We start from the raw sequence: 24,909 nt of genomic DNA, 5'->3' as shown, positions 1-24,909 counted from the left end.
CCATAACAACAATCGAGGGGCTGCCGGTGTGGCGGCTCCGGGAGTCTTGCATGTCTGCTGAATTCGATTCGCGCGCGTTTCGCCGTGCGCTGGGTAACTTCGCCACCGGCGTGACCGTGGTCACCGCCGCCACCGCCGACGGTCGCCGGGTCGGTGTCACCGCCAACAGCTTCAACTCGGTGTCGCTGGAGCCGGCGCTCATCCTCTGGAGCCTGGACAAGCGCTCGGGCAGCCTGGAGGTGTTCGAACAGGCCAGCCATTTCGCGGTGAACATCCTGGCGGCCGACCAGATCGACCATTCCAATCACTTCGCCCGCAGCAAGGACGATCGCTTCGCCGACGTCGAGCATGAAGTGGGCGAGGGCGGGGCACCGCTGCTGGCCGACTGCTCGGCACGCTTTCGCTGTGAAAAGTACCAGATGGTCGACGGCGGCGATCACTGGATCCTGATCGGCAAGGTCATTGCCTTCGACGATTTCGGCCGCGCACCGCTGCTGTATCACCAGGGCGCCTACTCGATGGTGCTGCCGCACACCCGTATCACCCAGCCGGACCTGGCGCAGCGGCCGAGCAGCCACTTCCAGGGCCGCCTGCGCGACAACCTCTACTACCTGATGACCCAGGCGGTGCGTTGCTACCAGAGCAACTATCAGCCACGCCAACTGGCGACCGGCCTGCGTACCAGCGAAGCACGGATGCTGATGGTGCTGGAGAACGACGCCGGTCTGAGCCAGGCCGAGCTGCTGCGGGAAGTGGCGATGCCGCAGCGGGAGGTGGAAGAGGCGATTGCCAACCTGTGCCGCAAGGGGCTGGTCACCGAGACGCAAGGGCGTGTGCGGTTGTCCGTGGCCGGCATCGACCAGACCGAGGCGCTGTGGGCCATTGCCCGCGAGCAGCAGGAGCGGGTGTTCAGCCAGTTCGAGGATGAGCAGGTAGCGAACTTCAAGCAGGTGTTGCAGGCGATCATCTCGGCCTGAGCGGGTTAGCCACCGCCATGACATGACGGGCGTTTTGCGCTGAGGCGACTGGCCTGTTCGCGGACAAGCCCGGCTCCTAAAGGATAGAGGCGATCACCCATCCGATGAGCGCCAACATGCCGTAGGAGCCGGGCTTGCCCGCGAAGCGTTTGACCTTCAACCTCTCGGCAGATCCAGCGGTACCAACCGGTCCGTAGAGGTATCGGACGCGCTCCTGGCCGGCCCGGCCGGTCATCGTTGTACAGACCCCCGGCCAGCGTCCGGATAGGTGGCTTGTTGTCTCCAGGACCGCGGCGTCATCCCTTCAGCTTTCATGAAGGTTCTGGAAAAGTGCGCCTGATCGCAGAAGCCGCACTCAAGCGCGATGTCCACCACCAGCATCCTCGAGCGGCTGAGTAGCTCCTTGCTCTTGCTCAGCCGCTGTTCGCGCAGCCACTCCTGAGGAGAGAACCGAGTGCTTTCCTTGAACATGCGCGTAAAGTGACTGCGTGACAGTGCGCAGGCTTGTGCGACCTCTGTCACCGATATGCCGCTATCCAAATGATCCAGCATCAACTGCTTGGCCGTGCTGACTTGCCATGGCTTGAGTCGTTGGGGCAAATCCACTTCAACCGTCGCCAACACGATGCAATCGTCACCCCGGGTGTCGGCATCGTCCACGCCCGTACCGCAGGCACCGGCGTGCTCCTTCACCTGTGCCATGACCGCATCGTAGGCGTCGCCATCTTGAGGCTGCTGGCCGATGGAGACCCGTTGGCTGTTGAAAGGCGTCAGGGTTTCAGTGTGTGGACGGCTCATGGTTCTTCCCTTTTGCTGAACGGTGGCGAGAGTGCTCTTGGCGGGTTGTCGCCGAGTGCCAGCAAAAGATAGCGAAACATGTCTCGAAGTGATGGCGCATTTTTGCGCCCTTGAAAGCGCATTAATGCACCCTATGCGGCTGTCTTCACGGTGCTAGGATCCGCGCTACCCGGATCACGTCGATCCCACTCGCCAGGAGAATCCAATGGCTGCTTCACGACCTTTCAACGACGACACCGCCTACTGGGGCGTTCCCTGGGAGGACAGCTACGGTTATCCGCAGGTGCGGCGGGTAGGGAACGAGATCTTCGTTTCGGGGCAGTTCAACCACGACGAAGAGGGCAACCTGGTCGCCCCCGCGCCGCTGGATGCCGACGGTAGGCCGAGCGATTACTCCTCGATGGGAGAACAGATGCGGGTCGCCTATGACAACATTGCCAAGCTGCTCGCCCTGTTTGGCGCCACGCTGCAGGATGTCGTCGAAGAGACGCTGTATGTGCTGGACATGGACGCGGCCTTTGCTGTTGTCGGCAAGGTGCGCAAGGCGGCCTATGGACTGGAGCGCCCTCAGGCCGCCAGTAACATCATCGGCGTATCGCGCCTCGCCCAGCGGCCGCAACTGATCGAGATCGTGTGCCGGGCGGTGATCGGCGCGCAGACCCGATAATCGGGGCCGGATGACGACCTATGAGGCCTGGAAAGGCTGATGCCCTTCCACGAGGGGCTTCAGGTCGGCCACGGCCGCTGCGCAGAAGGTCATGAAGGCCTTGACCCGCCAGGACTTTCGGATGTCCTGGTGGGTGAGCAGCCATAGCTCGTCCTGCAGCTCTCGCACCACCGGGCCGACGCGCACCAACCCCGGGGTGATGTCGCCGAGCATGCAGGGCAGAAAACCCAGACCCAGGCCGGCCGCGATGGCCGCGCTGGCGGCGGCAACCGAATCGGTGCGGTACGAGATGCGCTCCGGGGGTACCCGGCATTCGACATGGTTTGTCGCCTTCAAGCCGTATAGACCTCCCGAGTAGGACACCCATGACTGACCTTCGGTGAAGGGATCGGCAGCGACCGTATGCCTGGCGCTGCCGTAAGCGGCCCAGGCGATATTGGCCAGCTTGCGCCCCACCAGTGTGTCCGCCGGCTTTCGGGTGGCCCGCACGGCGATATCCGATTCATCCCTGGCCAGGCTCAACGTCTGGTTGCCCACCAGCACTTCAATCGTGATGCCTTCATTGAGGGCTTTGAAATTCGCGATGATCGGGGTGAGAAAATACAGAAGCAGCGAGTCGCTGGTGGTGATTCGCAGTTTGCCCAGGGGGCCCTGGCCGGCACGGGAAACCCTGCGGGTGACACTGACGATGTCCAGCTCGACCCGTTCAGCCAGTGCACGCAACTCCGCGCCTTCGGCCGTCAGCAGGTAGCCCGCCTTTCGGTGATCGAACAGCGCCACCCCGAGCGATTTCTCAACCTGGGAGATGCGCCGCGACACGGTGGAGACATTGATGCCGAGCTTCTTGGCCGTGTCAGCGCGATTGCCACAATCGCTCAGGGTCTTGATGATCCGCAAATCGTCCCATGAGAGCTGGCTGACAGCCTCGCCAGCATCCCATTTGGGTCCTTGGGGAGCAGCAGGGGCAGGCGAACTACTTTCAGGTGACGACTTCACGTAAATCATTCCAGATAGGGTGCGCTGATGATACGAGAAGGGACCGGTTCAACCAATATGGCGAAAACACCCTCAATAGAAGTCGTAGTAAAGCTGCCATTCCCCCGTCGCCGTGTTTTTCCAGAACATCAGGCTGCCGCTGTCCACCACGTTCAACTGGATCTTGGCATCTGACGACACCTGGAACACGAACTCAAAACCCTCCCCCGGGTCAACGCCCGACTGGCAAAACGAGGGATAGCCGCCGATCTTGTGCTCGTAAACATGGGTGATCAGGTCGTAGTAACTGTCTATCGTCCCCGCTCGCTCGAGTTTGAGTATTTCATCCTCAAGTTCTTCGGGAACGCCACCGCCATCCCATAACGGGAAGTCTTCCATCAACTCGGCCTTCAAGGGAAAAGCCTTGAGCGGGGAGTCCGTCACTGAGAGCGATTTGTTGACCAGGGTATCGGCATCGCCGTACTCCCTGATCAACCAGTTGTCGCCCATGGGTTCGAATGGCTCTGGAAACTCCCGGGAAACGAAGAGCGTGAGCACCCGCACGTTTGCCAGTGCCGGGCAGGTGTACGGCAGGCTGGGCAGGTGAAACTGCGCATAGGGCAGCATGGGCTCACCCGCGGCGTTCACCGGAATGGTCTCATCAGGTCGGAACAGGAAGACCTTGCCCAGCCAGCTTTCATCGTGCTCATGGGTAGGGCGAAATCCACCGGCGACAAATTTTGTGGCTGGCCTTGCCAGGCGTAGCTTGATTTCTTCGATATCCATTCGGGCGTCAACTTGATCGGGAAAAATCGGCAGGGGAGCATACCAGCCTGACGGAACAGACATTCCTGAAAGAGCGGGGATTTTTCTGCACGGGTGAGAACGCCGTCCTGCGCAGCGATGACCACCTGGCCCAGTTCGCATCGTTGCGGGCAGGCCTGGGTATTGGCGTATGCGCAAGCCAACTGGCGCGACGTCATGGGCTGGTGCGCGTGCTGCCCGAGCAGGTGGACTTTCCGGTCGATGTCTGGATTGCGATGCACCATGACCTCAAGCGGGTACGGCGTGTCACCTTGGTATTTGATGCGCTTTCGCAGGCGCTTTCACGCTTTCTGACCGACGCCTGATGGGATAACCGCGCGTCCGTAATCGACCCCAAGCGCACGGCGGCGAAAGGCAGATGTCCGCCAACGGGCACTCTTCACATCGAATGGCGAAAACCTGAAGCTGCCGCCTACCGATGGGGCTCAAACCCGCCGCGTACAGCCCTTCATCGAATTCGGCCCATTGCCATCAAGGAAACGGCATTACTGGCGTTACACCACACTCGCAGTGGGCTAACCGCAGGGAAGGAGCATGTATGACTCAAGTTTTCGAACTCAACGACGTCACCAGGCACACGGCGCACGGCGATGTGCAGATGACGAGCGCCGGTAGCCCGATCAGCAAGAACCCGATCGAACTCATCGTGCAGGGTACTCCTGGCGGTGACTACCTACGGGGTGGGCTGGCGAATGAACTGCTGATGGGCGGGGCGGGCAACGACCAGATCGTCAGCGGAGGTGGCAACGATGTGCTGGTCCCGGGTGCCGGATACGACACCTTGTACGGCGGCGCCGGCAACGATGTATTCCGCTTCGATCGCATCGGCGACAGCTATATCAAAGCCACAGGCGAGTTCACCGATGCCATCAACCATTTTGATCCCGCCCACGATATTCTCGACGTGTCGGCCCTGGGCTTCAGCCGCTTGGGCGATGGCTATGGCGATACCCTGCACATTCGTAGCGAGCCTCTACGCGGCATCTACTTTCTGGAAAACTACGAGCAGGACCAGAACGGCCGACATTTTTCCGTGCAGTTCCTGGCCAACAGCGGCCTGATTACGGATGCCAACCTGCAACCACTGATTACCGGTACTTCGCGCAGCGACCTCCTGGAAGGCACAGGGGCCAGCGAAACCTTGAAGGCCGGCCCTGGCCGCGACACTGTCGAAGCAGGCGCGGGCAATGACCGGCTATTGGGCGGTGCCGGCGGCGACACCCTAAGCGGCGACGCGGGTGCCGACACCTTCGTGTATACCCAACTCAGCGACAGCTATCGTCACGAGGCGAGCGGCAGCTACAGCAGCCGCGACCTGATCACCGACTTCAGTGGGACCGATCATGACATGATTGACGTGTCCGCCTTGGGTTTCACCGGGCTGGGTAACGGCTATAACGGTACGCTGAAGGTCGTCCTCAACCAGGCCGGCGATGCCACCGCGCTTAAATCCCTGGAGGCTGACGCTCATGGTAACCGCTTCGAGATTCTGTTCAGTGGGAATCACGTCAATGAGCTGAACGCCAGCACCGTGCTATTCGCTCCACCCAGTGATGCGACCGCTGTGACCACCCCGCAGCCGATAACGCCCGTGAATCTGGTCGGCGACGATAAGGCCAACACCCTTTATGGCTACTGGGGCAACGACACCCTGGCCGGTGGCGCCGGGAACGACACCCTTGAAGGTAACGCCGGCGACGACGTCTTGACGGGTGGGTTGGGCGCGGACAAGCTGACTGGCGGCAAAGGTAGTGACCGTTTCGTGTTCACCAGCAGCGCCGATAGCCATGCCGGCAGCAGCGACCTGATCACTGACTTCATCTGGGGCGAAGACAAGCTCGACGTCGCCGCGCTCGGCGTCACCGGTTTGGGCAACGGCCGGGATGGCACCTTGTACATGACCTACGATGAAATCAACGACCGTACCTACCTGCGCAGTAGCGAGGCAGGTGCCGATGGGCACGCCTTCCAGGTCACGCTAGCCGGATTCGACTACACGCACTTGATCACCAATGCCGACCTGGTGCTTGCTGAGACGACAGAGGTAGCGCTCATTGGACATCCCGCTGTCGACCCCGTGAGTTGACAGCTCCTTGACCGCCGGCTACCAGCACCCACCTTTATGAACCGCTTCCAGATCGGGCCGGAGGAGCGAGCCCTGGCCGGCCTTCGCCACCAGCCTCTGGCTGCGAGGCACCGTCACCAGCTCATGCCGCTGCTCGATGCAGTCCACCAGGGCGGCCACCACCTGCTCCAGCGCGACGAACTGCCAGATCCCCCGGTGGTTATTCGTTTTCCATGGGGGTACCTTAAGCAAGCGGCGGGGCATCAACCCGGGGTTTGGGTGCGAACGGCTTCTTCTTCCAACTGGTGGAGCAACCGTTGCAGGCGGGCATCGCGGGCCAACTGCCAGTCCGTGAACACGTTGAACAGGCCGCGCATCAGGGCGATAGGCGCCCAGCGAGCCGGTACAACGATGCGCGGCTGGCGCTTTTGCAGACCGCGCACCACGCCACGTGCCACCTGTTCCGGTGCAATCGCCCGATGCAGAAAGGCCGGCAACAGGGTTTCGTTCAACTGGGTGGCGATGGCGTTGCCACCGAAGGCAACCTTGGCGATGGCGGTCGCTGTCCAGCCGGGATAGAGAACGCTGGTGCTGGCCCCGGTCGCACTCAACTCGGCGCGCAACGAGCGGGCCAGCGACTCCACCGCTGCCTTGCTCGCGGCGTAGGGTGCGTTGGCCAGACCGTTCAAGTAGGCATAGGCCGACGACGTGACCAGCACCTGGCCCTGGTTGCGCACGACCTCCGGCAGCGCGGCGCGTACCGTGTGCCACACGCCAAACAGATCCACCTCGATGATGCGGCGGAACTCCGCTTCATCGCAGGTGCGTAGGGTCGCCGGTACGCCCCGCCAGGAGATGCCGGCATTGGCGAAGGCCACGTCGAGACGACCGAAGCGCTCGACCGTCTGGCGCACCACGGCCTTTGCCGCCTCGGCGTCGGTGACGTCGAAGGCCAGCGGCAACACGCGTTGGTCGTTGAACTCCTGGGCCAGCGTGTCCACTGCCTGCTGCGCGGTATCGGTGAGCACCAGGCTAGCGCCCTGGACGTACAGTTTCCGGGCGCTGGCGGCACCGATGCCGCCAGCCGCGCCGGTGATCAGAACCACTTTGCCTTGAAGGTCGTACATATTCTTATCTCTTTGTTGGGATGCTGGGCACGTTGCGCTTGAGGAAGTCGAGTTGATCAGCCACCACCTGCTCGAAGGCTTCGCCTACATAGATATCGAAGTGCCCATGGGCATAGCGCTTGATCTCATGACGAGGCGTGCGCCGGGCGTGATGCAGCGTCCGCTTTGCCGGTGCCACGCTGTCGGGGTCGCACACGCAAAACAGCACGGGGGCCTGGATGCGAGGTGTCCTACGTCCGGGGTAGTAGCGAATGATGTCCAGCGCAAAGCGCGCGGCGGCCTCGGTGCGGATCTGCGCACCTGGCGGGATCAGCCCGTGATAGCCGCTCCAGGCATCCGGCGAAGTCATGAGCGCCGTATCGCCCGGTTGACCGGCCAGTGGCACCAGAATGGGCTTGGCGCCGAACCACGAGCCGATACGGTCGGCCAGGGCCAGCACGGTCAGGCGAAATGACACCAGGGTTTCGGTGGCAAGACAGGAACTCAGGCCGTCGGTAAAGGGACATTGGGATATGACGGCGGCCACCCCGGCATCGGCGGCGGCGGTGGCCAGCACATGGCCGCCACCGAACGAGGTGCCCCAGATCACCACCCGCTGCGGGTCCACCTCCGCGAGCTGGCGGGCGTGAGCTATCGCGGCTTTCCAGTCGTCGAGCTGGCGCTTGATATCCAGCAGTTGGCGGGGCTTGCCCTCGCTGTCGCCGAAGTGGCGATAGTCGAACACCAGGCAGGCGTAGCCGGCGGCAGCGAAACGCTCGGCAAAGGCCGGCAAGCGCATCTTGCGTGTCCCGCCAAGCCCATGGGCCATCACCACCACCGGGAAAGGTCCGGCACCCAGGGGGCGGTAAAAGTCGGCAATGCAACGTGAGCCGTTGGAGAGGAACTGGATTGTCGCTGGTGCCAGAAGATCGGTGATCGTGTTCATGAACGGCATCTGCTGGAGTGGCTTGAGTGCCGTCATTCTCGGCAACTGCCGGTTGGAAGGCTTGACGGTACCCGACTCCCGGCTTGACACTTGGCGCCAAACAACAACAGGCCACCCCCAAAAAAGAGGCCCGATGAGCCAGCCCTTGTATCGGCGCGTGGTGCCCGAAACCTACGTGCAACTGCTCTACGAATACCTGGAGGCACTCGGTCATGAGCCGGAATCGGTGCTGGGGCAGCCCTGGCCCATACCCGCCCAGGAAGGTGTGGGCGGCGTCGCTGTGGAGGAATGGGACCGACTGCTGGTGATGGCGGCGCACGTGTTGGGCGATCCGCTGTTGGGACTGCACCTCGGTCAAACCATCAACGCCCGGCATATCGGTGTGCTGGGAGCGGTGATGCTGGCCTGCGGTAATCTCGGTACGGCGCTGCAACGCCTGGAACGCTACATTCGCCTGGTGTACGACGTCATTCCCATGATTCGCCGAGACGGCGACGGCTGGTTCGAACTGGTCTGGGATGTCAGCCAGTATCAGCCCGGCCCTTTGGTGAACGAAACCGGTATGGTTGCCATCGTGCAGTTCTGCCGCGCTCTGGTCCGTGGAACCGCCAACCCGCTGCGGGTCCACCTCAATCACGCGGGGCCCCTCGATACCCGCCCGTACGAAGCCTTCTTCGGCTGCCCGGTACGTTTCGGTCAGTCCGAGGCGGTCTTGCGTTTCTCCGCACAACTGCTCGAACTGCCCTTCAAGAGCCCCGACCCGACGCTGGTCTGCCTGTTGGAACAACATGCGGATCGCTTGCTGGCCCAGTTGCCACAGCAGGATGAGTTCGTGGAACAGCTGCGCAAGGCCATCACCCAGGCCATGTGCATGGGTGAGCCGAGCATAAAGCGGATCAGTCCCCAACTGCGCCTCTCGTCCCGCACGCTACAGCGCCGCCTGCAAGAAGCCGGCACCAGCTTTCGCCATGAACTGAACCTGGTCCGCTACGAACTGGCGTTGTCGTACCTGCGCGATCCACGCCTGCAAATCGTGGATATCGCCATGCTGCTGGGTTATTCGGAGCACAGCGCCTTCACTCGCGCCTTCAAGGAATGGAGCGGAATGTCGCCCCATGAGGCCAGGCAACTCAACCCGGTGAGTGCCTGTTCGCGGGCAAGCCACGCTCCTACAGGATGGCGGTGACCACCACTCTGATGACCGCCGCAACACGGTAGGAGCGTGGCTTGCCCGCGAAGCTGTTGACCTTCAGCCAGCGATCAACTGTTGGCTGCTACAACCTGCTGTTCCAGCAGACTCTCAAGCTGGATGCAACGTGACCCCGTGCCTAGTTCGTGGGCAAGAGGATCACGAAGTTCTTTTTCATGTCTTCCAGCACGGTCCATTTTCCCTTGGCGCCCGGTTCGATAATGAACGTGTCGCCAGCGGCCAGTGTGACGGGGGCGCGACCCTCAAGCTCGATGACGCAGCATCCACTCAGGACATGGCAGAATTCCCACACTTTGTAGTCGATGCGCCACGCTCCGGTGCTGGCTTCCCATTCTCCGGAAATGCGACCCTGCTGTTCATCGTGATAGTACTTGGACGTCAGCGTGTGAGGGTCGCCTTCCACGACCTCTTCAAAAAAGGGCAGGTCGCGCACCGGTTGGATATCCAGTTCGCGGAATACGGTCAGTTTCTTGTTCATGGTCTTTTCTCGAGCACGTTGTGGTTAGGGCGATACATCAAATAGGCTTCACCGGTGACACCCAGCATCGGGTGCGGAACGATCTGGCAGGTTTTAACGATTTGAAAACCGTGACGTTCGTAGAAGCGGCGTGCCCCGTGGTTTTCTGCGTAATCGATCAGGCATAGCCCATCTAGGCCTAAGTCCTCGGCGCGCTGCTGGGCGTGGCGAAGAAACTCGACGCCCAGCCCCTGGCTGCGCCAGGCCTCATCCAGGGCCAGGCTGGAGATGTATAAGGTGTCGGGTATTTCCATGTCGGCATAAGGCGCGAGGACCGGGTCTGTCTCGACAGGCCTGTCAGGGGTCTCGCGCAAGGCATAGCTATGCATCATGCCGATGACGCGCCCTTCGAAAGTGGCCATCAGGCAGTTCTTGTAGGAAAAGTCGCCCTGTTCCCTGGCATAGCGAGACGCACCGACACTCAGCAAGGCTTCTCCAGGTGCGGCAAGCTTGCTCCATATGTAATCGGCCATGCCCTCCGATGTCAGTTGAAAGAAGCGCGCAATGTCGTGCGCGTCCGAGGCTTGAGCGGGCCTGAAGCCGATAGGCATGTACAGTGCTCCCATGGGATCGGGTGGTTGGTTTTCAAGGATTGCGCCTTTGACAGGAGGGCAGGGTAGGCGGGTTGAGTGGTTCCCATCATGCTCTGGGCGAACACCGTCAGCACGATGTGCGACGTTGCCCCCTGCTCAAGGGCACGTGGCCGTCCAATGAGTCAGGCCTGGGGAATCGATCGTGCAGTTGCCGCTAGTCGTGGGCTGTTACGTGCTCGGCGCAAGCCGATGAAAGCGCTTTCGGAAAAGCGCGGGTGAGATACCAACACGCCGGCAGAAAAGCCGCCTGAACGAATTGCTGTCTTCGTAGCCCACTTGGTGGGTGATGACCTCAAAACCAAGGCGGGTGGTTTCCAGCAATTGCTTGGCCTTTTCCAGGCGCAGGGTCTGGAGGTAGGTCAGCGGCGTTTGGCCGGTGGCTTCCTTGAAGCGACGCTTGAAGTTGCGCACGCCGAAGCCGAATTGATCGGCCAGCTGGGCGATACTGTTGGGTTCGGCGAAGTTGGCCTCCATCCAGTCCTGCACGCGCATGACCGCCTCGTCCGCATGCCCACGCGGCATCGACCAACTGATGTAAACCGTCTGCTCGCTGCGCACGCCGTCAACCAACAGGTAACGGCCACACTGTTGTGCCAGTTCAAACGAGGCAAAACGGCGAACCAGGTGCAGCAGCAGGTCCATGGCGGCACTCGCGCCGGCACTGCTGATCAGGCGACCGTCTTCGCAAAGGATACGGCGCTCATCCAGGCAGACCTTCGGATAGTGCCGGCGCAGAAAATCGGCGAACGCCCAGTGAGTCGTGGCCTCTACACCGTCGAGCAAGCCGGCTTCGGCGAGCATGAAGGCGGCGGTGCACATGGAGGCGATGATGGCGCCCTTGCGGTGCTGGTGGCGCAACCAGCTGCCGTACTGGGCAAAAGCCGGCAGGGCCTCACGCAGGCTGAAGAGAAAACCAGGAATCAGTACAAGGTCTGTTCTATCAATCGTATCGAGCCTTGCATCCACGGGCATGGGGCGTCCCAGGGCATTGTTCACTGGCAGCCCATCCAACGAGGCGATGCACACGGTAAAGGGCTTCTCGGCAGGAGCCGCCAGGCGGTTTGCCGCATCCAGTACCTCTATTGCCAGGGCGGCAGAGGCCTGTGAGCTGTACTCGGCCAGGAGAAGCGTGACGTGCATGAAAATCCCTTTGCGCAATCGGCATGAAATTAGTCATTTCTGCATCTACCTTACTCCGAACAGCGCCTCTAGAGTGCGGCATCTTTCCGCTCCAGCAGGTATTTTTTGCATGAACTTATGGTTTCGCCTTTTCCTGATGCTATTGCGCCGACCGTGGCGCCGCCCTGTGCACGGTCTCGCCACCACGGTGGTGCCCCTGCGCGTCTGGCCATTGGACCTGGACTTCAACCGCCACGTCACCAATGGCCGCTACTTCACCCTGGCCGACGTCGGCCGAATGGATTATGTGCTTCGCAGCGGCGCGTTTCGCGTGGCACTCAAGCACCGCGCAATGCCTATCGTGGGCGATGTGTGGGGCAAGTTCCGCCGCGAACTCAAGCTGTTCGAGCGCTTTGAAATTCACACACGCATGCTCGGCTGGGACCACAAGTGGAGCTTCGTCGAACACCGCTTTGTCAAAGACCGGCGCGTGATTGGGGTCGTGGTCATGCGCGGGTTGTTTCGCGGGCCAAAAGGCAGTGTCGCACCGGCCGAATTTGCCGATGCCTTGGGCCTGGACAAGCAATCGCCAGCGCTGCCTCGCTGGCTGGCCGAATGGTCGGCCAGTTGCGACGGTTTGAGCGCCGACCTGCGCGAAGCAGAGCAGTTGGAGCAGCCGCAAACAGCGAAATGAGCATGATGGGTGGGTGGTAAAGAAATCCTGATGGGATCTAAAAGATCAGCGCTTGGCCGATAGCGGATGCGTAATGCCGCCATCGGCCGGGATGCCGTCAACGGCTGGCGGCTACCACCTGCTGCTCCAGCAGGCCCATTCTCAACTGTGCCAGTTCAATCAGGTGCACCACACCCATCGCGACCTTGCGATTCGGGCCGGTCTGGTTGTCGGCGTTCTCATAGGCCGTGGCGGCGGCTGACTGCAGGATCGAGTGGAGGTCGAGGAGGGTGTCTTCGTGATTCAGCGAGGTTGGTGGTGGGTTCGGTGGTGCGGCAGCGACAGAGGTGGACGCCGGTTTCGGCATGGAATCTGGTCTCAGGTCATAGTGGGCCAGCGCCTGGTCTACGACGCGAGGATCGATGGTTCCGGCATGAGATGAGGGCGGCGGATTGGGGGTGGGTTTGAACATGGTTCACGATACTCCTAGTGCAAGACAGGGAGCCGTCACCATCGCTACCAAACGATTTAGGGTGGCGGCCGTACGCAGGTTGGTAGACCGGTGCACTAGGAACCCGGCGCGTCCGAGGACGCCCTGCGCACGGCCACCATGAAACGGAGGCCGAAAAAAAGCGCCTCGCTCAAGGTGGCGCTTTGCGCCTAGTGACACCAGGGCTACCAAACCCTGTCACTGATGTGCAGTGACAGGCCGAAGATAGCCACCGGCGCTAGACCGGCGCAAGCGGTCGGGATTTTCTAGGAAATTTCACTCAAGGGAAAGGGAGTCGTCTGTTGGGTGCCGAGTGGGTAGAAGCTGCCTCTCGTGAAGAGCACAATCGGCCAGGAGCATGCACAGTCCCACTGCATGCCCCTGGACCGCAACTCAAGTCATCGACGGTGCTCGCTCACATGTCTATGCCAAGGCTGTCTGCTAAAGCCCTCAGCTTCATTGATATAGCGATGATTTCATCTTTCGTCATCCCGCAATATGTGGGGAGTGATTTGCATGGGATGTGCTGCGCCAGAGCGGGTCCACATGCGATGAAATACTTCAGCTCTTGCTTGGTAACTGTCAGATGCACAAGGTCAGCTTCGGAAGGTTCGTTCATTCATATACCCAAGTGAATGAGATCAATTGTTGATCATAAGCCGTCAGCAGCGTTCCAACTACGCTAAATCATACGGTGGTGCTCTCTATTCAGAGCCCCTCAAAAATAAGCAAACCAAGGTAAAATAGCGCTACCCTCATGCCCTTCGTACTGTGCCTGCCCTCGAAGATCCTTGATGCACAGACATAAACTGATTGTGGCTGGAATAGCTAAGATGTTTAGCATCCATAAAAGGGGATTGCTGGATTCAAGCGTCACCAGCGAGATGATGTTAATGACCAGGACGCTGATTATCAGGGTGTTGTACTTGAGGTGCTGGCGTCTGACAGCGGAAAAACTTCCCCAGTCATAAATCAGCCACTCATGAGAAAAAACTCCGCATTCTTGGCATTTATGAGTAGGCGAGAGCCTGATGGGGATATGGCCACAGTTGGGGCACCGAACCTTCATATCCTGATCCATGGCGAGATGATGTTCCTGACTACGTTTTCTTAGCGATGCTATCGCAGAAGGCGCGAGGCCTATTTGGAGTGCCCGGCTTTGGTGGCGAGACTAGCAGGGCAGCTTGTTGCCTGGTAGCTGCCTTTAGCCTCGTACCGTTGACGCTGATAGGCTTTACGACCGATTTACCTTACGGCTCCGCAAATTGCTCGTAACCCAGCGAAATCCCATCATTGGCCGGGTAGCTGACGTAAACCACGATATCGTCACTCGTGGCCACGATTGCGTACGGCCATTTCCCATTGGCTTTGCGCATTTCCTCGTAGAGCGGAAGGAAAAAGTTTTTCGTCTGCCCAGTCGGATCGTACGGCACTTGCCCGGTGAAGATAGGGTAGTGGTCGCCGTTGCACAGCTGGACCCGTTCCAGCTTGATGTCATGTTTTTCCAGAACAGCGCGGGCCGGGTGCTGCCAAGTCTTGAGATCCACATCGTGACAGTCCGTCGCCTTGCTGCTGTAAAGCTCGGTGTCCTTCAGCGTCGGCAGCGCCCAAGCCAGAGAGGGCATAATCAATAACAACACGGAAAGAAAACGCATCACACGGGCATCCTTGAACGTTGGGATGCGGATTGTAGAGGTTTCCGTGTGCAAGCGACTATCGGCACCACGCACAGCACGGCTACAAGTGCTTCGGGCGTTGGGCTTTCCGACCAGGTTGCGAGGTTGGCGGGCAGGCTCAGCCAAGGTTGCGACACCACGACCTGAAGCGGGTATGGCGGGTCACCCTGGTGTTTGATGCTCTCTCGCAGGCGCTTCCACGCTTTTTGAGCGACGCTTGATGGGCCAAATGCCCCGCAGTCTTCATCGACTCAGGATGCTTGACCCTGAAGTGGCTACAAGCCTCATCCTGATAGCAGTTCATCTCTATCAGGAATTCATCTATGGACAATCGTATTCCTCCGCCGCTGGTGGCTACGCTGTTTGGCCTGCTGGCGTGGCTCGCTGCCCGGCACTTGCCGGGTACCCTGGAGCTGGGTATTGAGTGGCGTATCGGCCTGGCGCTGGTGGTGTTGCTGGCAGGTGTGGCTATTTGTCTGGCTGGCGTATTTTCATTCCGCCGTGCACGGACCACGGTCAACCCGCTGAGGCCGGAGACGGCTTCTGCTCTGGTCCGCTCGGGCATCTACCGGTACACCCGCAACCCCATGTATTTGGGCTTCGCCACCGTGCTGGTCGCCTGGTCCATCTTCCTCGCCTGGCCGCCAGCCCTCCTGGGCGTGCTGGGTTTCGTGATCTACATGAACCGCTTCCAGATCGGGCCGGAGGAGCGAGCGCTTGCCGGTCTTTTCGGCAGGGACTTCAGCCAGTACTGCAGCCAGGTCAGGCGTTGGCTCTAGGACAGGAACCGTCTGCCATTGACGTTCCTCTTCGTGGACTCCAGCCGATGGGTCTCTGTGTCTCCCTGAAACGGGTTCATACGTTGCCGCGTCATACCAGGCGTTTTGTGGTGAGGCGGCTGGCCTGTTCGCGGGCAAGCCCGGCTCCTACAGAATGGAGGCGATCACCATTTTGATGGCCGCCGCAACCCGGTAGGAGCGTGGCTTGCCCGCGAAGCTTTTGATCTTCAGGCACTCGGCAAAGGCTGCCGGTTGAGGCGTTGCCGGCAGGCTATGGCGCCGAGACCGGCTCAGGGACAGGCAGCTGAGCCATCATCTGCCCGTTGGCAATGGCACTGGCTTCAAGCTTCGCCCGTTCCCCGTCCAGAAAAGCATACGTGGCCTGCAGGGTGGTGATCTTCGTTTGAATCTCGGCCATCTTGCTGGCGACCAAGGCCGCGCCTTGGGCGCAATTGATCGTATTGCCCCGCCTGGCCGCAAGGATCTCCCCGATCTCGGCGAGTGAAAACCCCACGCCCTGGGCACTCTGAATGAACGCCAGATCAGCCACGGTCTGATCGCTGTAGCTGCGGTAGTTATTGGCCTGTCGATGAGCCACGATCAGCCCGAGCTGTTCGTAATAGCGCAACGCATGGCGGCCGACTCCACTGCGGCGCTCCAACTCTCCGATGTTCACGAAAAAAACTCCTTGACTGTAGAGTAGGCTCTACACCTTAGCCTGCGCCGATCATCCAAACAAGGATTCAGACATGAGCGTGGAATGCTTCGTCACCGGCGGCAGTGGGTTTGTGGGGCAACATTTACTGGCCCGTCTCACCGCGACAGGACACAAGACCTGGGTGCTGATGCGCACCCTCGAAAACATTGAGCGGCTCAGAGAGCAGGTAGGCCGGTTGGGCGGTAACCCCGCGCATATTCACGCCGTTGCGGGCGATATCAGCAGAGAGGGCCTGGGACTCAGCGAGGCGGACCAGCAGCGCGTGTCTTCGGTCGGTGTGGTCTTTCACCTGGCGGCGCAATTTTCCTGGGGGCTGACAATGGAGCGCGCCCGTACGATCAATGTGCAGGGGGCGCTGAGAGTCGCCAGGCTTGCGGCGACCCAGCGCATCCGATTGGTGATGGTGGGCGGCTATATGCTGCAGAACCTTAGCCACCTTGCCAACATCGGGGTGGATAATGAGTGCCCGGAAAACACCGATTGGCCCGCAGTCTATGGTCGCGTGGGCGGCTACGAAGGCAGTAAGCTCGAGTCCCATTTCGCCGTCATCCGCCACATGCAGGAAGCGGGCGCGGATTACACGATCGTTCACCCTGCAACGGTGTGTGGTCACAGCGAGAGTGGACACATCGTCGAAGGACAACCCCTGGTCGAACTCATTCGAAACCTGGCGCAAGGCCGGTTCAAGGCTATCCCCGGTTCCGCCAGGCACTGGTTGCCATTGGTCAGTGTCGATTACCTGGTGTCGATGATCGCCTGCGTGGCATTCGACCCCACGATGGTCAACCGCCAGGTCCTGGCGCTCTACGAGCACACACCGAACCTGAAGGGGATGCTTGAGCAGATGGCAAAAACCCTGGAGGTCACGGCCCCCGCCGCCATGTGGCGATGGGGTTGCTCAAGTGGCTTTTGAAAATTCCTGGCCTGGCGGCCCGATTGGCGATCAGCGCCGAGTCACTGGACTTCATTCAGACGCAGCGCTTCGACATGAGCCATAGCGAGCAACTGGAGCGCAAATATCGGCTGACCCATCCCGACATGACGCGGACTCTGGAAAGGACGGTGCGCTACGCCAGGGGGCACTTGCCCCATTGAGGCCAACCGGTCAGGCTCTCTTCGAGCCGGTAGAGAATGCCTTGTGTTCGGCCAGTTCCATGCTGAAACGCTTGTTGGATGCTGTTCGAAGGGGGCGCAGTCCTGCGGTGATCGGTATGGGCTGGCGACTGACTGCGGATAAAAAGCCCCGCCAAAGCGGGGCTCTCTCCATCATGATGACCACCGCCGTACTGTAGGAGCAGGGCTTGCCCGCGAAGCTTTTGACCTTCAGCCAGCCATCAACCGCTGACCGCCACAACCTGCTGCTCCAGCGAACTCATTCTCAACTGTGCCAGCTCAATCAAGTGCACCACCCCATCGCGACCTTGCGATTCGGGCCGGTCTGGTTGTCGGCGTTCTCATAGGCCGTAGCGGCTGCTGATTGCAAAATCGAGTGGAGGTCGAGCAGGGTGTCTTCGTGAGTTTGCGAGGTCGGCGGTTGACTTGGAGGCGCGGTGGCTGTGATGGCTGTGGCGGAGGCAGGTACAGGTTTCGGTACTGCATCTGGCCCCAGATCATAGTAGGCCAGTGCTTGGTCGGCGACACGAGGATCGATGATTCCGGCACGAGGTGTAGCCGGCGGATTGGGGGTAGCTTTGAACATGATCGAACTCCGATATGAGGTGGAGCTGTCACCGTTCGCTTGCACACGAATGAGGGTGGCAGCCGTACGCAGGTGTGCAAGACCGGGCATATCGGACCCCGGCAGACTCGAAAGTCTCCCGCGCACGGCCACCATCAAGCTGGAATCGAAGAGGGCAGGAGCACCCGTCGAAACGGCTTGTTTGAGGGCGCGTGACGCACCGATATGAACGGACTTGCACATCCGTGTCATCCGTTGGGATGACTGAACCAAGACTATCGGCGGCACTGGGCTCAAACAAGCGGTTGGGATTTTCTAGGAAATTTCATGCAAGGGAAAGGGAGTTGTCTGGTTGGGGCGCTGAGTGGGCGCAAGCTGCAAACCACAAACGGCAGCAATCGGCAAAGAAAGCGAACGGTGGAATGAGGGGCGGTTTGTTCATAAAGGCGAGGGTGGCTTATTGACATTAGCACTAATGCTGCTTAGCTATTGAGTATTGCGTGAGTAATGCGAGGGAAAGCCATGAGCGAATTGGGAGTTGAGATTGCACAAATTTCATTCTTTCTCGCACGAGAAAATAAAAAATTCGAATCGGTATTTGATCAAGATAAAAACCTTCTCAAAAACCAATCCGCAAGAATTTTCAAGTTTTCAGTCGGTGAAGCAGATTGCTATTTCGCATATTTCGAAGCCGCAATTTCAAAAGAAAATCCTCCATGGCTAAATTTTATTAATGAAAAACTTCCTTTGGGGAGGCGCCGGTATTTAATTCAACGGGGAAAAGTCCGAATGGGATTTTGTTATTGAATGTCAAGGATAGAATATTTGCTGCAACCTTTGGGCGGAGTGCTGCAAGTTATCTTGAGCGTGACGCTTTTGAAGCGGACTTTGGAATAAAGACCGCGATGAATATGTGCGGAAATGAAGAGATACGCCAGACAAGAAGTGAGAGTCACGCTATAACGCTAACGCATATTGATAGACAGGTTAATAAGCCGATTGATTCTTTTGCATTTGGTCTTAGCGAGGCGGAGGATTTAAGATATATTTCGGCTCACATGAAAGATCACAAGAATATAACCCTCCAGGGTCGTAATAGTCTAACAATGAAAGTTGTTGGAAAAGAGAAGCTCAGTTGGCAGTTATTGATCGAATACTGTGAGGGTTTTTTAGTTGCATATGCCAGCAAGGAGTATGCCAAGCTGTTCCCAAATTATAAGCATTTTGATGAGGCTACGGAGTCAGACAGCACTGCTTTGGATGAACAGTTAATCACTAGGCTGTGCGCAAAAGATACGAGGAGTATCAATCTCGGAGTGCCAGAGGTGTTGATTGATTCGGACTATGGGTTTGCGTATTCAAATAACAAAAAGCACGAAAATAAAATTTATGCATATCTAGACGTTGGTCAAATATTCGATCATATCCCTGTTGAAAAAATTACTGTTGCGAAGCTGAAATCGAAACACATTTTTGCGTATTCCTATGAAGAGGATCAGGTTCTTGGTTATAAGAGCTGGTCTTTATATAGCTGCCTATCTTTTGAACAGAGTCTTGGTGGTAAATATTTTGTCCTGAGCGACGGAAGGTGGCTTGAGGTTGATAGTGATTTTTATAAAGAGATAAATAGCTTTACTAAAAATGTACTTCACGAAGAGCCTTGTGAAAAAATTTATGAGGGTATAGATATAAGTGATGATGTGAAAATGCAAAATAGAGAGGAGATTTTTAACAAGAAAATTTGCGAGATTAGACCTTCATGTGTTTTGTTTGATCAGGCAAAGCTCCAAATTGGTTCTGGTCGTAAAGACAAGGAGTTTTGTGATATCCTAGATCTTACCAATGAAAATACTGTCAGGATAATACACTGCAAGCCATATAAGAACGCGTCCTCAACAAATTATCTGTTTTCGCAGGCGCAATTTTATTGTCATGCCTTTATTAATGATCAATTTTTTCTCGGTGAAATACGAAATCATATAAGCTTATCGCTCAGCACTAAGAAGGCTGAGTACTTGGAGTACATGAAGCCTAATATCGCGGATATACATGGTAGGGACTATGTCGTTTGCTTATGGTTGTTATATGATCAGCGCAAGGTGGCCCCAGTTAAGGAGGAGATTCCATTGATGGCTCAGTATGAGTTAAAGCTGATGCATGAGCATTTGAGGAATACGTGTAAATTTAGCGATGTGGTGATACGTTTTATTCCGGTGGTTAAAAAGAACTACATAAAAACGGCTGCTCGTTGATCGGGAAGAAAAGACTCTTTATCGCATGATTTCGTAAAGGGCCTAACTAAAGGGTTTGGGGAGGCAGGGAAGAATTTATTTTTAGCGCTGTGGGTTCTGAAAGTTAATCGGTCTTCGTTTCTGCAGTGGTTATGGCAGCAGCGTTTTGTGGTAGCACCCCGTCTGTGCTGTGGCTTCGCACAGCGTCTCTTCCCCTTAGCGCTTCAATGTTACCCAGCTTTGAAGGCTAATCTGAAACAGCCTTCCTAAAATCTAATATTTCCTACACGATTCAGACGTGGGACAATATTGTGTGCGCCAAACGTCATGGCTACAGTCCCAAGGTCGCTGCAAATTCAGCGATACGGGTTTTGCAGCCCGGACAACAAAGGCGCACAACGCCGCGATCAGCGGCATTTTTTCGTTCGCGTTATGGCGAGCTGTGCGCAGGAGGCTTCGGCCTGCCGGTTCTTTGTTGCCGGTCTGCAAACCTGTTTACGGCTCGTCACCCCAAATCGCATACCCTAGGAACGGGGGGCTTGGATGGGTAGATATTCGAAGATGCTGTCTGAACGTGGTAAACACACCAAGATCGTCAGCGGCTATTGCGTGATATGTGGAAAATACGGGTCTCTTTCAAAAGACCACGTTCCCCCACAGGGGAGCATCACCGTTACAAAAGTGGAGCAGTTTCATTTAACTGAAGTCTTCGGTTTAGACCGTAATCCTGTGCAGGGCATTCCGTCGATGAATGGAAGCAAGTTCAGGACTATCTGTCGCGAATGCAATATGACGGCTTTGGGGGCGAATGATGGTGAAATCGCTGATGTGTGCAGGTCACTGACACGAAAGATCAATCATTTTTTTACTGCTGCTGACAGCCCAGTTTCCCGTGTCCACACTCCAGTTAACGCCGTGAGGTACTGTCGTGCAATGATTGGCCATATCCTCGCTGCCACTTCTGTGACTGAGTGCCGAAATCCACCACAAGAAACGCCGTACTTCACGCCCCTGCAACAGTTTGTGCTCGGCGATGACCATGCTCTGGATGCGACCCATGACATTTACTACTGGTTTTTTCCCCATAGGCACCACCAAAGCATCAAGCTCTTCAGCATGCGAAATGAAGGCAATCAGTGCTGCATGAGCATTCTTTCATTCTTCCCCTTGGCATTTCTTTTAACCGAGAAGGGAAAAGGCATTTTTCCAGCAGGTGCAGAAAAGCTTGAGTTGTCGGATGCGTCATTAATTGTCAGCATGTCTGCACTGAACGTCAATTTTTCGAGCTTTCCAGCCGTTCGTTTAAGTGGAGATCAAATGATCGCACTGGTGAGTCACCTTTCTATTGTTAGCTATCCAATTTCTTGAGTGCTGTCGCGACAACTGACTTAACGGCTATGTAAAGAACATCTTAGAACAACGGTTTGTAGCATGTTGGTGGGATTGCGCTTGCCAAAGCAGGGGTGTAAAGGAATCTAGCGAGGTTAGACCTGGCCAGGTAAAAGCGAAACACCCATCCCCCAATGAAAAAGCCCCGCCAAAGCGGGGCTCTCTCTACCAACGCAGCAATCAGATCGCCGCCTCACTCCACTGCCCATTCACCAGGCGACGCAGCCCCAACGGGTTGCCATCACGCAGCGCCTCAGGCAACAGCGACTGCGGGTAGTTCTGGTAGCACACCGGACGCAGGAAGCGATCGATCGCCAGGGTACCCACCGACGTCCCACGGGCATCGGAAGTCGCCGGGTAGGGCCCGCCATGGACCATCGCGTCACACACCTCGACACCGGTCGGGTAGCCGTTGATCAGGATCCGGCCGACTTTCTCTTCCAGCAGCGGCACCAGCCAGGCGAAGGCTTCGAAGTCTTCCGCTTCACCGATCAGGGTGGCGGTCAGCTGGCCACGCAGGCCGAGCAGGGCAGCGCGCAGTTGCTCGTTGTCCTTGACCTCGACGGCGACGGTGGTCGGGCCGAAGACTTCTTCCTGCAGCAGGGGATCGGATTCCACCAGCAGGCGCGCGTCAGCCTTGAACAGCTGGGCACGGGCCTGGCTGCCTTCCTGGGCCTGACCGGCCAGGTGTTCGATACCGGCGTGGGCCTTCAGGTGTTCCAGGCCACCGACGTAGCTGCGCAGGCCACCGGCGTTGAGCATGGTCTGACCCGCTTGCTGGTCCAGGTGCTGGCCCAGCTCACCCAGCAGTTGGCTGTACTGCGGCGATTGCAGGCCGATGACCAGGCCCGGGTTGGTGCAGAACTGGCCGGCACCCAGGCAGACGGAGCCTGCCAGTTCGCGGGCGATGGCTTCGCCACGCTTGGCCAGGGCGCCCGGCAGGATGATCACCGGGTTGATGCTGGACATTTCGGCGAACACCGGGATCGGCTGTGGACGCTCGGCGGCCATGCGGCACAGGGCATCGCCACCTTTCAGCGAGCCGGTGAAGCCAACGGCCTGGATCGCCGGGTGCTTGACCAGCCACTCGCCAACGCCACCCCCGAAGACCATGTTGAACACGCCTTTCGGCATGCCGGTACGCTCGGCGGCGCGCTGGATGGCGCAGCCCACCAGGTCGGCCGTCGCCATGTGGCCGCTGTGGGCCTTGAACACCACCGGGCAACCGGCCGCCAGGGCCGCAGCGGTGTCACCGCCGGCGGTGGAGAAGGCCAGCGGGAAGTTGCTGGCGCCGAACACGGCGACCGGGCCGACGCCGATGCGCATCTGGCGCAGGTCCACGCGTGGCAGGGGTTGGCGCTCGGGCAGGGCCAGGTCGATACGGGCACCGAGGAAATCGCCACGGCGCAATACCTGGGCGAACAGGCGCATCTGGCCGCTGGTACGGCCACGCTCGCCCTGGATACGGGCGGCGGGCAGGGCGGTTTCACGGCAGACGATGGCGACGAAGGCCTCGTCCAGCTCATCCAGTTCGGCGGCGATGGCGTCGAGGAATTCGGCGCGACGGGTCGGCGCCAGTTGGCGGAACTCGGCGAAGGCGGCAGCGGCGGCCTTCGCCGCCTGGTCCACTTCGGCTTCGGTGGCCTGGACGAAGGTGTAGGGCAGGGCCTCGCCAGTGGTGGCGTCCAGGCTCTGCAGACGCTGGGTGCCAGCGGCGCTGCGCTGACCGGCGATGAAGTTGTGGCCGAGGATCTCAGGCATGGAATGCTCCTTTAGAGAGAAGTGAAGGAAGGAGTGCGGATGGAATGGGCCGGCTCCTACAGGGGCTGCGAACATCGAGCCGGCCGGGTGCATCAGGTAATTGGCGCCGGGTTGAACAGGGTGATGTCGTTGTGCAGCTTATGCTGCTCGGCCCAGGTCTGCTTGCGGCCGCTGGCCACATCCAGATAGTAGTGGAACAACTCCCAGCCCAGTTCCTCGATGCTCGAACGGCCGGTGGCGATGCGCCCGGCGTCGATGTCGATCAGGTCGGGCCAGCGCTCGGCCAGTTCGGTGCGGGTGCACACCTTGACCACCGGGGCCATGGCCAGGCCATAGGGCGTGCCACGACCGGTGGTGAACACGTGCAGGTTCATCCCGGCGGCCAGTTGCAGGGTGCCGCAGACGAAGTCGCTGGCCGGGGTGGCGCAGAAGATCAGGCCCTTGCGGTCGACCCGCTCGCCCGGGCCGAGCACGCCCTGGATGGCGCCGCTGCCGGACTTGACGATGGAGCCCAGGGACTTCTCGACGATGTTCGACAGGCCGCCTTTCTTGTTGCCCGGCGTGGTGTTGGCGCTGCGGTCGGCGGCGCCTTGTTGCAGGTAGCGGTCGTACCAGTCCATCTCGCGCACCAGCGCGTCGGCCACGTCCTGGTTCTCGGCACGGGAGGTGAGCATGTAGATGGCGTCGCGCACTTCGGTGACTTCCGAGAACAGCACGGTGGCACCGGCACGTACCAGCAGGTCGGCGGCGTAGCCCAGGGCCGGGTTGGCGGTGATGCCGGAAAAGGCATCGCTGCCGCCGCATTGCATGCCGAGGATCAGCTCGCTGGCCGGCACGCTTTCGCGGCGGCGCTGGTCGAGTTTCTTCAGGCGCGTTTCGGCCAGGCCCATGATCTGATCGATCATTTCAGTGAAGCCCAGGCTGGCGTCCTGCAGGCGGTACAGCCACGGCTCGCTGAGGTCGACCGACGGGTCGTTGTCGTGCATCACCTGGCCGGCCTGCAGCTTCTCGCAGCCCAGGCTGATGACCAGCGCTTCACCGCCCAGGTTGGGGTTGCGTGCCAGGTTGCGCACGGTGCGGATCGGGATGTAGGCGTCGCGGGCGTTGATCGCCACGCCGCAGCCGTAGCTGTGGGTGAGGGCGACCACGTCATCGACGTGGGGGTATTTGGGTAGCAGCTCGGCCTTGATGCGCTTGACCGCGTGTTCGAGCACGCCGGTCACGCATTGTACGGTGGTGGTGATGCCGAGGATGTTGCGGGTACCGACGGTGCCGTCGGCGTTGCGGTAGCCTTCGAAGGTGAAACCTTCCAACGGGGGCAGGGCGTCAGGCACGGCATCGCAGCGTGGCAGGCTGTCCAGTTCCGGGGCGGCCGGCATGGCCAGTTGGCTTTCCTGCACCCAACTGCCCTGGCGCAGGTCTTCCAGGGCGTAGCCGATGATCTGGCCGTAGCGGCGCACCGGTTCGCCCTTGGCGATGAACACGGTGGCGACCTTGTGGCTCTGCGGCACGGCTTGTACCAGCGTCAGGCCATCGGAGAAGCGGGCGCCTTCGCCCAGGCCGCCGTCATTGACCACCACCACGACGTTGTCGTCGTCGTGCAGGCGGACGTAGCGGGGCGAGTCAGAATGTTCGATCAACTGCATGGTCGTGCCTTTCTTATGGATTTCTCAGGCTTTGTTCTGCGTGCATGCCCGCGATGTAGCGGGCATGCAC

General features: G+C 59.1%; 26 protein-coding genes and 1 pseudogene. 11 read left to right on the top strand and 16 right to left on the bottom strand.

Going from position 1 to position 24,909, the window contains the following annotated elements; genetic code table 11:
- Positions 1 to 50 precede the first annotated feature (50 nt).
- Positions 51 to 977: a p-hydroxyphenylacetate 3-hydroxylase reductase component gene (locus ACZ5KU_RS18475; protein WP_054057325.1), complete on the top strand. Its 927-nt coding sequence runs from the start codon at positions 51 to 53 to the stop codon at positions 975 to 977.
- Positions 978 to 1,208: 231 nt separating this feature from the next.
- Here the strand turns inward: ACZ5KU_RS18475 and ACZ5KU_RS18470 are convergent, their stop codons facing one another.
- Complete coding sequence (locus tag ACZ5KU_RS18470; protein ID WP_416773513.1) at positions 1,209 to 1,637, bottom strand: helix-turn-helix domain-containing protein; 429 nt, start codon at positions 1,635 to 1,637, stop codon at positions 1,209 to 1,211.
- Positions 1,638 to 1,980: 343 nt separating this feature from the next.
- On the opposite strand from ACZ5KU_RS18470, the gene ACZ5KU_RS18465 reads away from it, so the two are divergent.
- Positions 1,981 to 2,442, top strand: coding sequence for a RidA family protein (locus ACZ5KU_RS18465; RefSeq protein ID WP_054057323.1), 462 nt, complete (start codon positions 1,981 to 1,983; stop codon positions 2,440 to 2,442).
- 18 nt (positions 2,443 to 2,460) lie between these two features.
- Here ACZ5KU_RS18465 and ACZ5KU_RS18460 read toward each other — a convergent pair whose 3' ends face one another.
- Together ACZ5KU_RS18460 and ACZ5KU_RS18455 are read right to left on the bottom strand one after the other, a co-directional pair.
- Entirely contained in the window at positions 2,461 to 3,447 is a 987-nt protein-coding gene (locus ACZ5KU_RS18460) for a LysR family transcriptional regulator (RefSeq protein ID WP_464735968.1), read from the bottom strand.
- A gap of 63 nt (positions 3,448 to 3,510) precedes the next feature.
- A complete protein-coding gene (locus ACZ5KU_RS18455; RefSeq protein ID WP_464735967.1) occupies positions 3,511 to 4,203 on the bottom strand; it encodes a DUF1963 domain-containing protein in 693 nt (230 codons plus the stop codon).
- Positions 4,204 to 4,406: 203 nt separating this feature from the next.
- Here ACZ5KU_RS18455 and ACZ5KU_RS18450 point away from each other — a divergent pair, with 203 nt between their 5' ends.
- Both ACZ5KU_RS18450 and ACZ5KU_RS18445 read left to right on the top strand, forming a co-directional pair.
- Entirely contained in the window at positions 4,407 to 4,547 is a 141-nt protein-coding gene (locus ACZ5KU_RS18450) for a hypothetical protein (RefSeq protein WP_464735966.1), read from the top strand.
- A gap of 233 nt (positions 4,548 to 4,780) precedes the next feature.
- On the top strand, positions 4,781 to 6,328 hold the full coding sequence (locus ACZ5KU_RS18445) for a M10 family metallopeptidase C-terminal domain-containing protein (protein ID WP_464735965.1): 1,548 nt from the start codon (positions 4,781 to 4,783) through the stop codon (positions 6,326 to 6,328).
- Between the two features lie 242 nt (positions 6,329 to 6,570).
- On the opposite strand, the gene ACZ5KU_RS18440 is transcribed toward ACZ5KU_RS18445, so the two are convergent.
- Together ACZ5KU_RS18440 and ACZ5KU_RS18435 are read right to left on the bottom strand one after the other, a co-directional pair.
- On the bottom strand, positions 6,571 to 7,434 hold the full coding sequence (locus tag ACZ5KU_RS18440; protein WP_464735964.1) for an SDR family NAD(P)-dependent oxidoreductase: 864 nt from the start codon (positions 7,432 to 7,434) through the stop codon (positions 6,571 to 6,573).
- Positions 7,435 to 7,438: 4 nt separating this feature from the next.
- Complete coding sequence (locus ACZ5KU_RS18435) at positions 7,439 to 8,359, bottom strand: alpha/beta hydrolase (RefSeq protein ID WP_464735963.1); 921 nt, start codon at positions 8,357 to 8,359, stop codon at positions 7,439 to 7,441.
- Positions 8,360 to 8,492: 133 nt separating this feature from the next.
- On the opposite strand from ACZ5KU_RS18435, the gene ACZ5KU_RS18430 reads away from it, so the two are divergent.
- Positions 8,493 to 9,545: an AraC family transcriptional regulator gene (locus ACZ5KU_RS18430; RefSeq protein WP_416769307.1), complete on the top strand. Its 1,053-nt coding sequence runs from the start codon at positions 8,493 to 8,495 to the stop codon at positions 9,543 to 9,545.
- A 142-nt stretch (positions 9,546 to 9,687) separates the two neighbouring features.
- Here the strand turns inward: ACZ5KU_RS18430 and ACZ5KU_RS18425 are convergent, their stop codons facing one another.
- The 3 genes from ACZ5KU_RS18425 to ACZ5KU_RS18415 all read right to left on the bottom strand — a co-directional run bounded on the left by ACZ5KU_RS18425 (position 9,688) and on the right by ACZ5KU_RS18415 (position 11,819).
- Positions 9,688 to 10,047, bottom strand: coding sequence for a cupin domain-containing protein (locus tag ACZ5KU_RS18425; protein ID WP_464735962.1), 360 nt, complete (start codon positions 10,045 to 10,047; stop codon positions 9,688 to 9,690).
- On the bottom strand, positions 10,044 to 10,637 hold the full coding sequence (locus ACZ5KU_RS18420; protein WP_241494446.1) for a GNAT family N-acetyltransferase: 594 nt from the start codon (positions 10,635 to 10,637) through the stop codon (positions 10,044 to 10,046). The genes ACZ5KU_RS18425 and ACZ5KU_RS18420 overlap by 4 nt, the downstream gene beginning before the upstream one ends.
- 210 nt (positions 10,638 to 10,847) lie before the next feature.
- Positions 10,848 to 11,819: a GlxA family transcriptional regulator gene (locus ACZ5KU_RS18415; protein WP_464735961.1), complete on the bottom strand. Its 972-nt coding sequence runs from the start codon at positions 11,817 to 11,819 to the stop codon at positions 10,848 to 10,850.
- A gap of 109 nt (positions 11,820 to 11,928) precedes the next feature.
- Between ACZ5KU_RS18415 and ACZ5KU_RS18410 the strand changes: the two genes are divergently transcribed.
- Positions 11,929 to 12,492 carry a thioesterase family protein gene (locus tag ACZ5KU_RS18410; protein ID WP_054057903.1) on the top strand — a complete coding sequence of 188 codons (564 nt, stop codon included), beginning with the start codon at positions 11,929 to 11,931 and terminating at the stop codon, positions 12,490 to 12,492.
- 97 nt (positions 12,493 to 12,589) lie between these two features.
- Here ACZ5KU_RS18410 and ACZ5KU_RS18405 read toward each other — a convergent pair whose 3' ends face one another.
- The 4 genes from ACZ5KU_RS18405 to ACZ5KU_RS18390 form a co-directional block, all read right to left on the bottom strand.
- Complete coding sequence (locus tag ACZ5KU_RS18405; protein ID WP_464735960.1) at positions 12,590 to 12,943, bottom strand: DUF6124 family protein; 354 nt, start codon at positions 12,941 to 12,943, stop codon at positions 12,590 to 12,592.
- Between the two features lie 433 nt (positions 12,944 to 13,376).
- The gene (locus ACZ5KU_RS18400; RefSeq protein ID WP_464735959.1) at positions 13,377 to 13,580 is read right to left on the bottom strand and encodes a hypothetical protein; all 204 of its coding nucleotides are present in this window, start codon (positions 13,578 to 13,580) and stop codon (positions 13,377 to 13,379) included.
- Between the two features lie 99 nt (positions 13,581 to 13,679).
- Entirely contained in the window at positions 13,680 to 14,042 is a 363-nt protein-coding gene (locus tag ACZ5KU_RS18395) for a hypothetical protein (RefSeq protein ID WP_464735958.1), read from the bottom strand.
- Between the two features lie 169 nt (positions 14,043 to 14,211).
- The gene (locus tag ACZ5KU_RS18390) at positions 14,212 to 14,616 is read right to left on the bottom strand and encodes a hypothetical protein (protein WP_464735957.1); all 405 of its coding nucleotides are present in this window, start codon (positions 14,614 to 14,616) and stop codon (positions 14,212 to 14,214) included.
- Between the two features lie 344 nt (positions 14,617 to 14,960).
- Here ACZ5KU_RS18390 and ACZ5KU_RS18385 point away from each other — a divergent pair, with 344 nt between their 5' ends.
- On the top strand, positions 14,961 to 15,416 hold the full coding sequence (locus ACZ5KU_RS18385) for a methyltransferase family protein (RefSeq protein WP_464735956.1): 456 nt from the start codon (positions 14,961 to 14,963) through the stop codon (positions 15,414 to 15,416).
- 271 nt (positions 15,417 to 15,687) lie between these two features.
- Here the strand turns inward: ACZ5KU_RS18385 and ACZ5KU_RS18380 are convergent, their stop codons facing one another.
- Positions 15,688 to 16,092 carry a MerR family transcriptional regulator gene (locus tag ACZ5KU_RS18380; RefSeq protein ID WP_464735955.1) on the bottom strand — a complete coding sequence of 135 codons (405 nt, stop codon included), beginning with the start codon at positions 16,090 to 16,092 and terminating at the stop codon, positions 15,688 to 15,690.
- A 73-nt stretch (positions 16,093 to 16,165) separates the two neighbouring features.
- Here ACZ5KU_RS18380 and ACZ5KU_RS18375 point away from each other — a divergent pair.
- Positions 16,166 to 17,229, top strand: a pseudogene (locus ACZ5KU_RS18375) (SDR family oxidoreductase).
- Positions 17,230 to 17,530: 301 nt separating this feature from the next.
- Here ACZ5KU_RS18375 and ACZ5KU_RS18370 read toward each other — a convergent pair.
- On the bottom strand, positions 17,531 to 17,833 hold the full coding sequence (locus ACZ5KU_RS18370) for a DUF6124 family protein (RefSeq protein ID WP_464735954.1): 303 nt from the start codon (positions 17,831 to 17,833) through the stop codon (positions 17,531 to 17,533).
- Positions 17,834 to 18,334: 501 nt separating this feature from the next.
- Between ACZ5KU_RS18370 and ACZ5KU_RS18365 the strand changes: the two genes are divergently transcribed.
- The 3 genes from ACZ5KU_RS18365 (at position 18,335) to ACZ5KU_RS18355 (ending at position 21,411) form a co-directional block, all read left to right on the top strand.
- Positions 18,335 to 18,619, top strand: coding sequence for a hypothetical protein (locus ACZ5KU_RS18365; protein ID WP_464735953.1), 285 nt, complete (start codon positions 18,335 to 18,337; stop codon positions 18,617 to 18,619).
- On the top strand, positions 18,616 to 20,064 hold the full coding sequence (locus ACZ5KU_RS18360) for a DUF6119 family protein (protein WP_464735952.1): 1,449 nt from the start codon (positions 18,616 to 18,618) through the stop codon (positions 20,062 to 20,064). Before ACZ5KU_RS18365 ends, ACZ5KU_RS18360 begins: the two co-directional genes overlap by 4 nt.
- Before the next feature lie 540 nt (positions 20,065 to 20,604).
- Positions 20,605 to 21,411, top strand: coding sequence for a metal-binding protein (locus tag ACZ5KU_RS18355; RefSeq protein ID WP_273820975.1), 807 nt, complete (start codon positions 20,605 to 20,607; stop codon positions 21,409 to 21,411).
- A gap of 201 nt (positions 21,412 to 21,612) precedes the next feature.
- Here the strand turns inward: ACZ5KU_RS18355 and ACZ5KU_RS18350 are convergent, their stop codons facing one another.
- Both ACZ5KU_RS18350 and garD read right to left on the bottom strand, forming a co-directional pair.
- The gene (locus ACZ5KU_RS18350; RefSeq protein ID WP_464735951.1) at positions 21,613 to 23,193 is read right to left on the bottom strand and encodes an aldehyde dehydrogenase (NADP(+)); all 1,581 of its coding nucleotides are present in this window, start codon (positions 23,191 to 23,193) and stop codon (positions 21,613 to 21,615) included.
- A gap of 92 nt (positions 23,194 to 23,285) precedes the next feature.
- Positions 23,286 to 24,839: a galactarate dehydratase gene (gene garD, locus ACZ5KU_RS18345; RefSeq protein ID WP_054064555.1), complete on the bottom strand. Its 1,554-nt coding sequence runs from the start codon at positions 24,837 to 24,839 to the stop codon at positions 23,286 to 23,288.
- Positions 24,840 to 24,909 lie beyond the last annotated feature (70 nt).

It is taken from the genome of Pseudomonas sp. Tof1 (assembly GCF_055390395.1).
This window is presented reverse-complemented; position numbering and strand designations above follow the sequence as displayed.

Bases quoted from the DNA above. Each gene is read 5' to 3' on its own strand.
- ACZ5KU_RS18475 (WP_054057325.1), top strand. From the start codon at position 51: ATGTCTGCTGAATTCGATTCGCGCGCGTTTCGCCGTGCGCTGGGTAAC.
- ACZ5KU_RS18465 (WP_054057323.1), top strand. From the start codon at position 1,981: ATGGCTGCTTCACGACCTTTCAACGACGACACCGCCTACTGGGGCGTT.
- ACZ5KU_RS18460 (WP_464735968.1), bottom strand. From the start codon at position 3,447: ATGATTTACGTGAAGTCGTCACCTGAAAGTAGTTCGCCTGCCCCTGCT.
- ACZ5KU_RS18455 (WP_464735967.1), bottom strand. From the start codon at position 4,203: ATGGATATCGAAGAAATCAAGCTACGCCTGGCAAGGCCAGCCACAAAA.
- ACZ5KU_RS18445 (WP_464735965.1), top strand. From the start codon at position 4,781: ATGACTCAAGTTTTCGAACTCAACGACGTCACCAGGCACACGGCGCAC.
- ACZ5KU_RS18440 (WP_464735964.1), bottom strand. From the start codon at position 7,434: ATGTACGACCTTCAAGGCAAAGTGGTTCTGATCACCGGCGCGGCTGGC.
- ACZ5KU_RS18435 (WP_464735963.1), bottom strand. From the start codon at position 8,359: ATGAACACGATCACCGATCTTCTGGCACCAGCGACAATCCAGTTCCTC.
- ACZ5KU_RS18430 (WP_416769307.1), top strand. From the start codon at position 8,493: ATGAGCCAGCCCTTGTATCGGCGCGTGGTGCCCGAAACCTACGTGCAA.
- ACZ5KU_RS18425 (WP_464735962.1), bottom strand. From the start codon at position 10,047: ATGAACAAGAAACTGACCGTATTCCGCGAACTGGATATCCAACCGGTG.
- ACZ5KU_RS18420 (WP_241494446.1), bottom strand. From the start codon at position 10,637: ATGCCTATCGGCTTCAGGCCCGCTCAAGCCTCGGACGCGCACGACATT.
- ACZ5KU_RS18415 (WP_464735961.1), bottom strand. From the start codon at position 11,819: ATGCACGTCACGCTTCTCCTGGCCGAGTACAGCTCACAGGCCTCTGCC.
- ACZ5KU_RS18410 (WP_054057903.1), top strand. From the start codon at position 11,929: ATGAACTTATGGTTTCGCCTTTTCCTGATGCTATTGCGCCGACCGTGG.
- ACZ5KU_RS18405 (WP_464735960.1), bottom strand. From the start codon at position 12,943: ATGTTCAAACCCACCCCCAATCCGCCGCCCTCATCTCATGCCGGAACC.
- ACZ5KU_RS18400 (WP_464735959.1), bottom strand. From the start codon at position 13,580: ATGAACGAACCTTCCGAAGCTGACCTTGTGCATCTGACAGTTACCAAG.
- ACZ5KU_RS18395 (WP_464735958.1), bottom strand. From the start codon at position 14,042: ATGGATCAGGATATGAAGGTTCGGTGCCCCAACTGTGGCCATATCCCC.
- ACZ5KU_RS18390 (WP_464735957.1), bottom strand. From the start codon at position 14,616: ATGCGTTTTCTTTCCGTGTTGTTATTGATTATGCCCTCTCTGGCTTGG.
- ACZ5KU_RS18385 (WP_464735956.1), top strand. From the start codon at position 14,961: ATGGACAATCGTATTCCTCCGCCGCTGGTGGCTACGCTGTTTGGCCTG.
- ACZ5KU_RS18370 (WP_464735954.1), bottom strand. From the start codon at position 17,833: ATGTTCAAAGCTACCCCCAATCCGCCGGCTACACCTCGTGCCGGAATC.
- ACZ5KU_RS18365 (WP_464735953.1), top strand. From the start codon at position 18,335: ATGAGCGAATTGGGAGTTGAGATTGCACAAATTTCATTCTTTCTCGCA.
- ACZ5KU_RS18355 (WP_273820975.1), top strand. From the start codon at position 20,605: ATGCTGTCTGAACGTGGTAAACACACCAAGATCGTCAGCGGCTATTGC.
- ACZ5KU_RS18350 (WP_464735951.1), bottom strand. From the start codon at position 23,193: ATGCCTGAGATCCTCGGCCACAACTTCATCGCCGGTCAGCGCAGCGCC.
- garD (WP_054064555.1), bottom strand. From the start codon at position 24,839: ATGCAGTTGATCGAACATTCTGACTCGCCCCGCTACGTCCGCCTGCAC.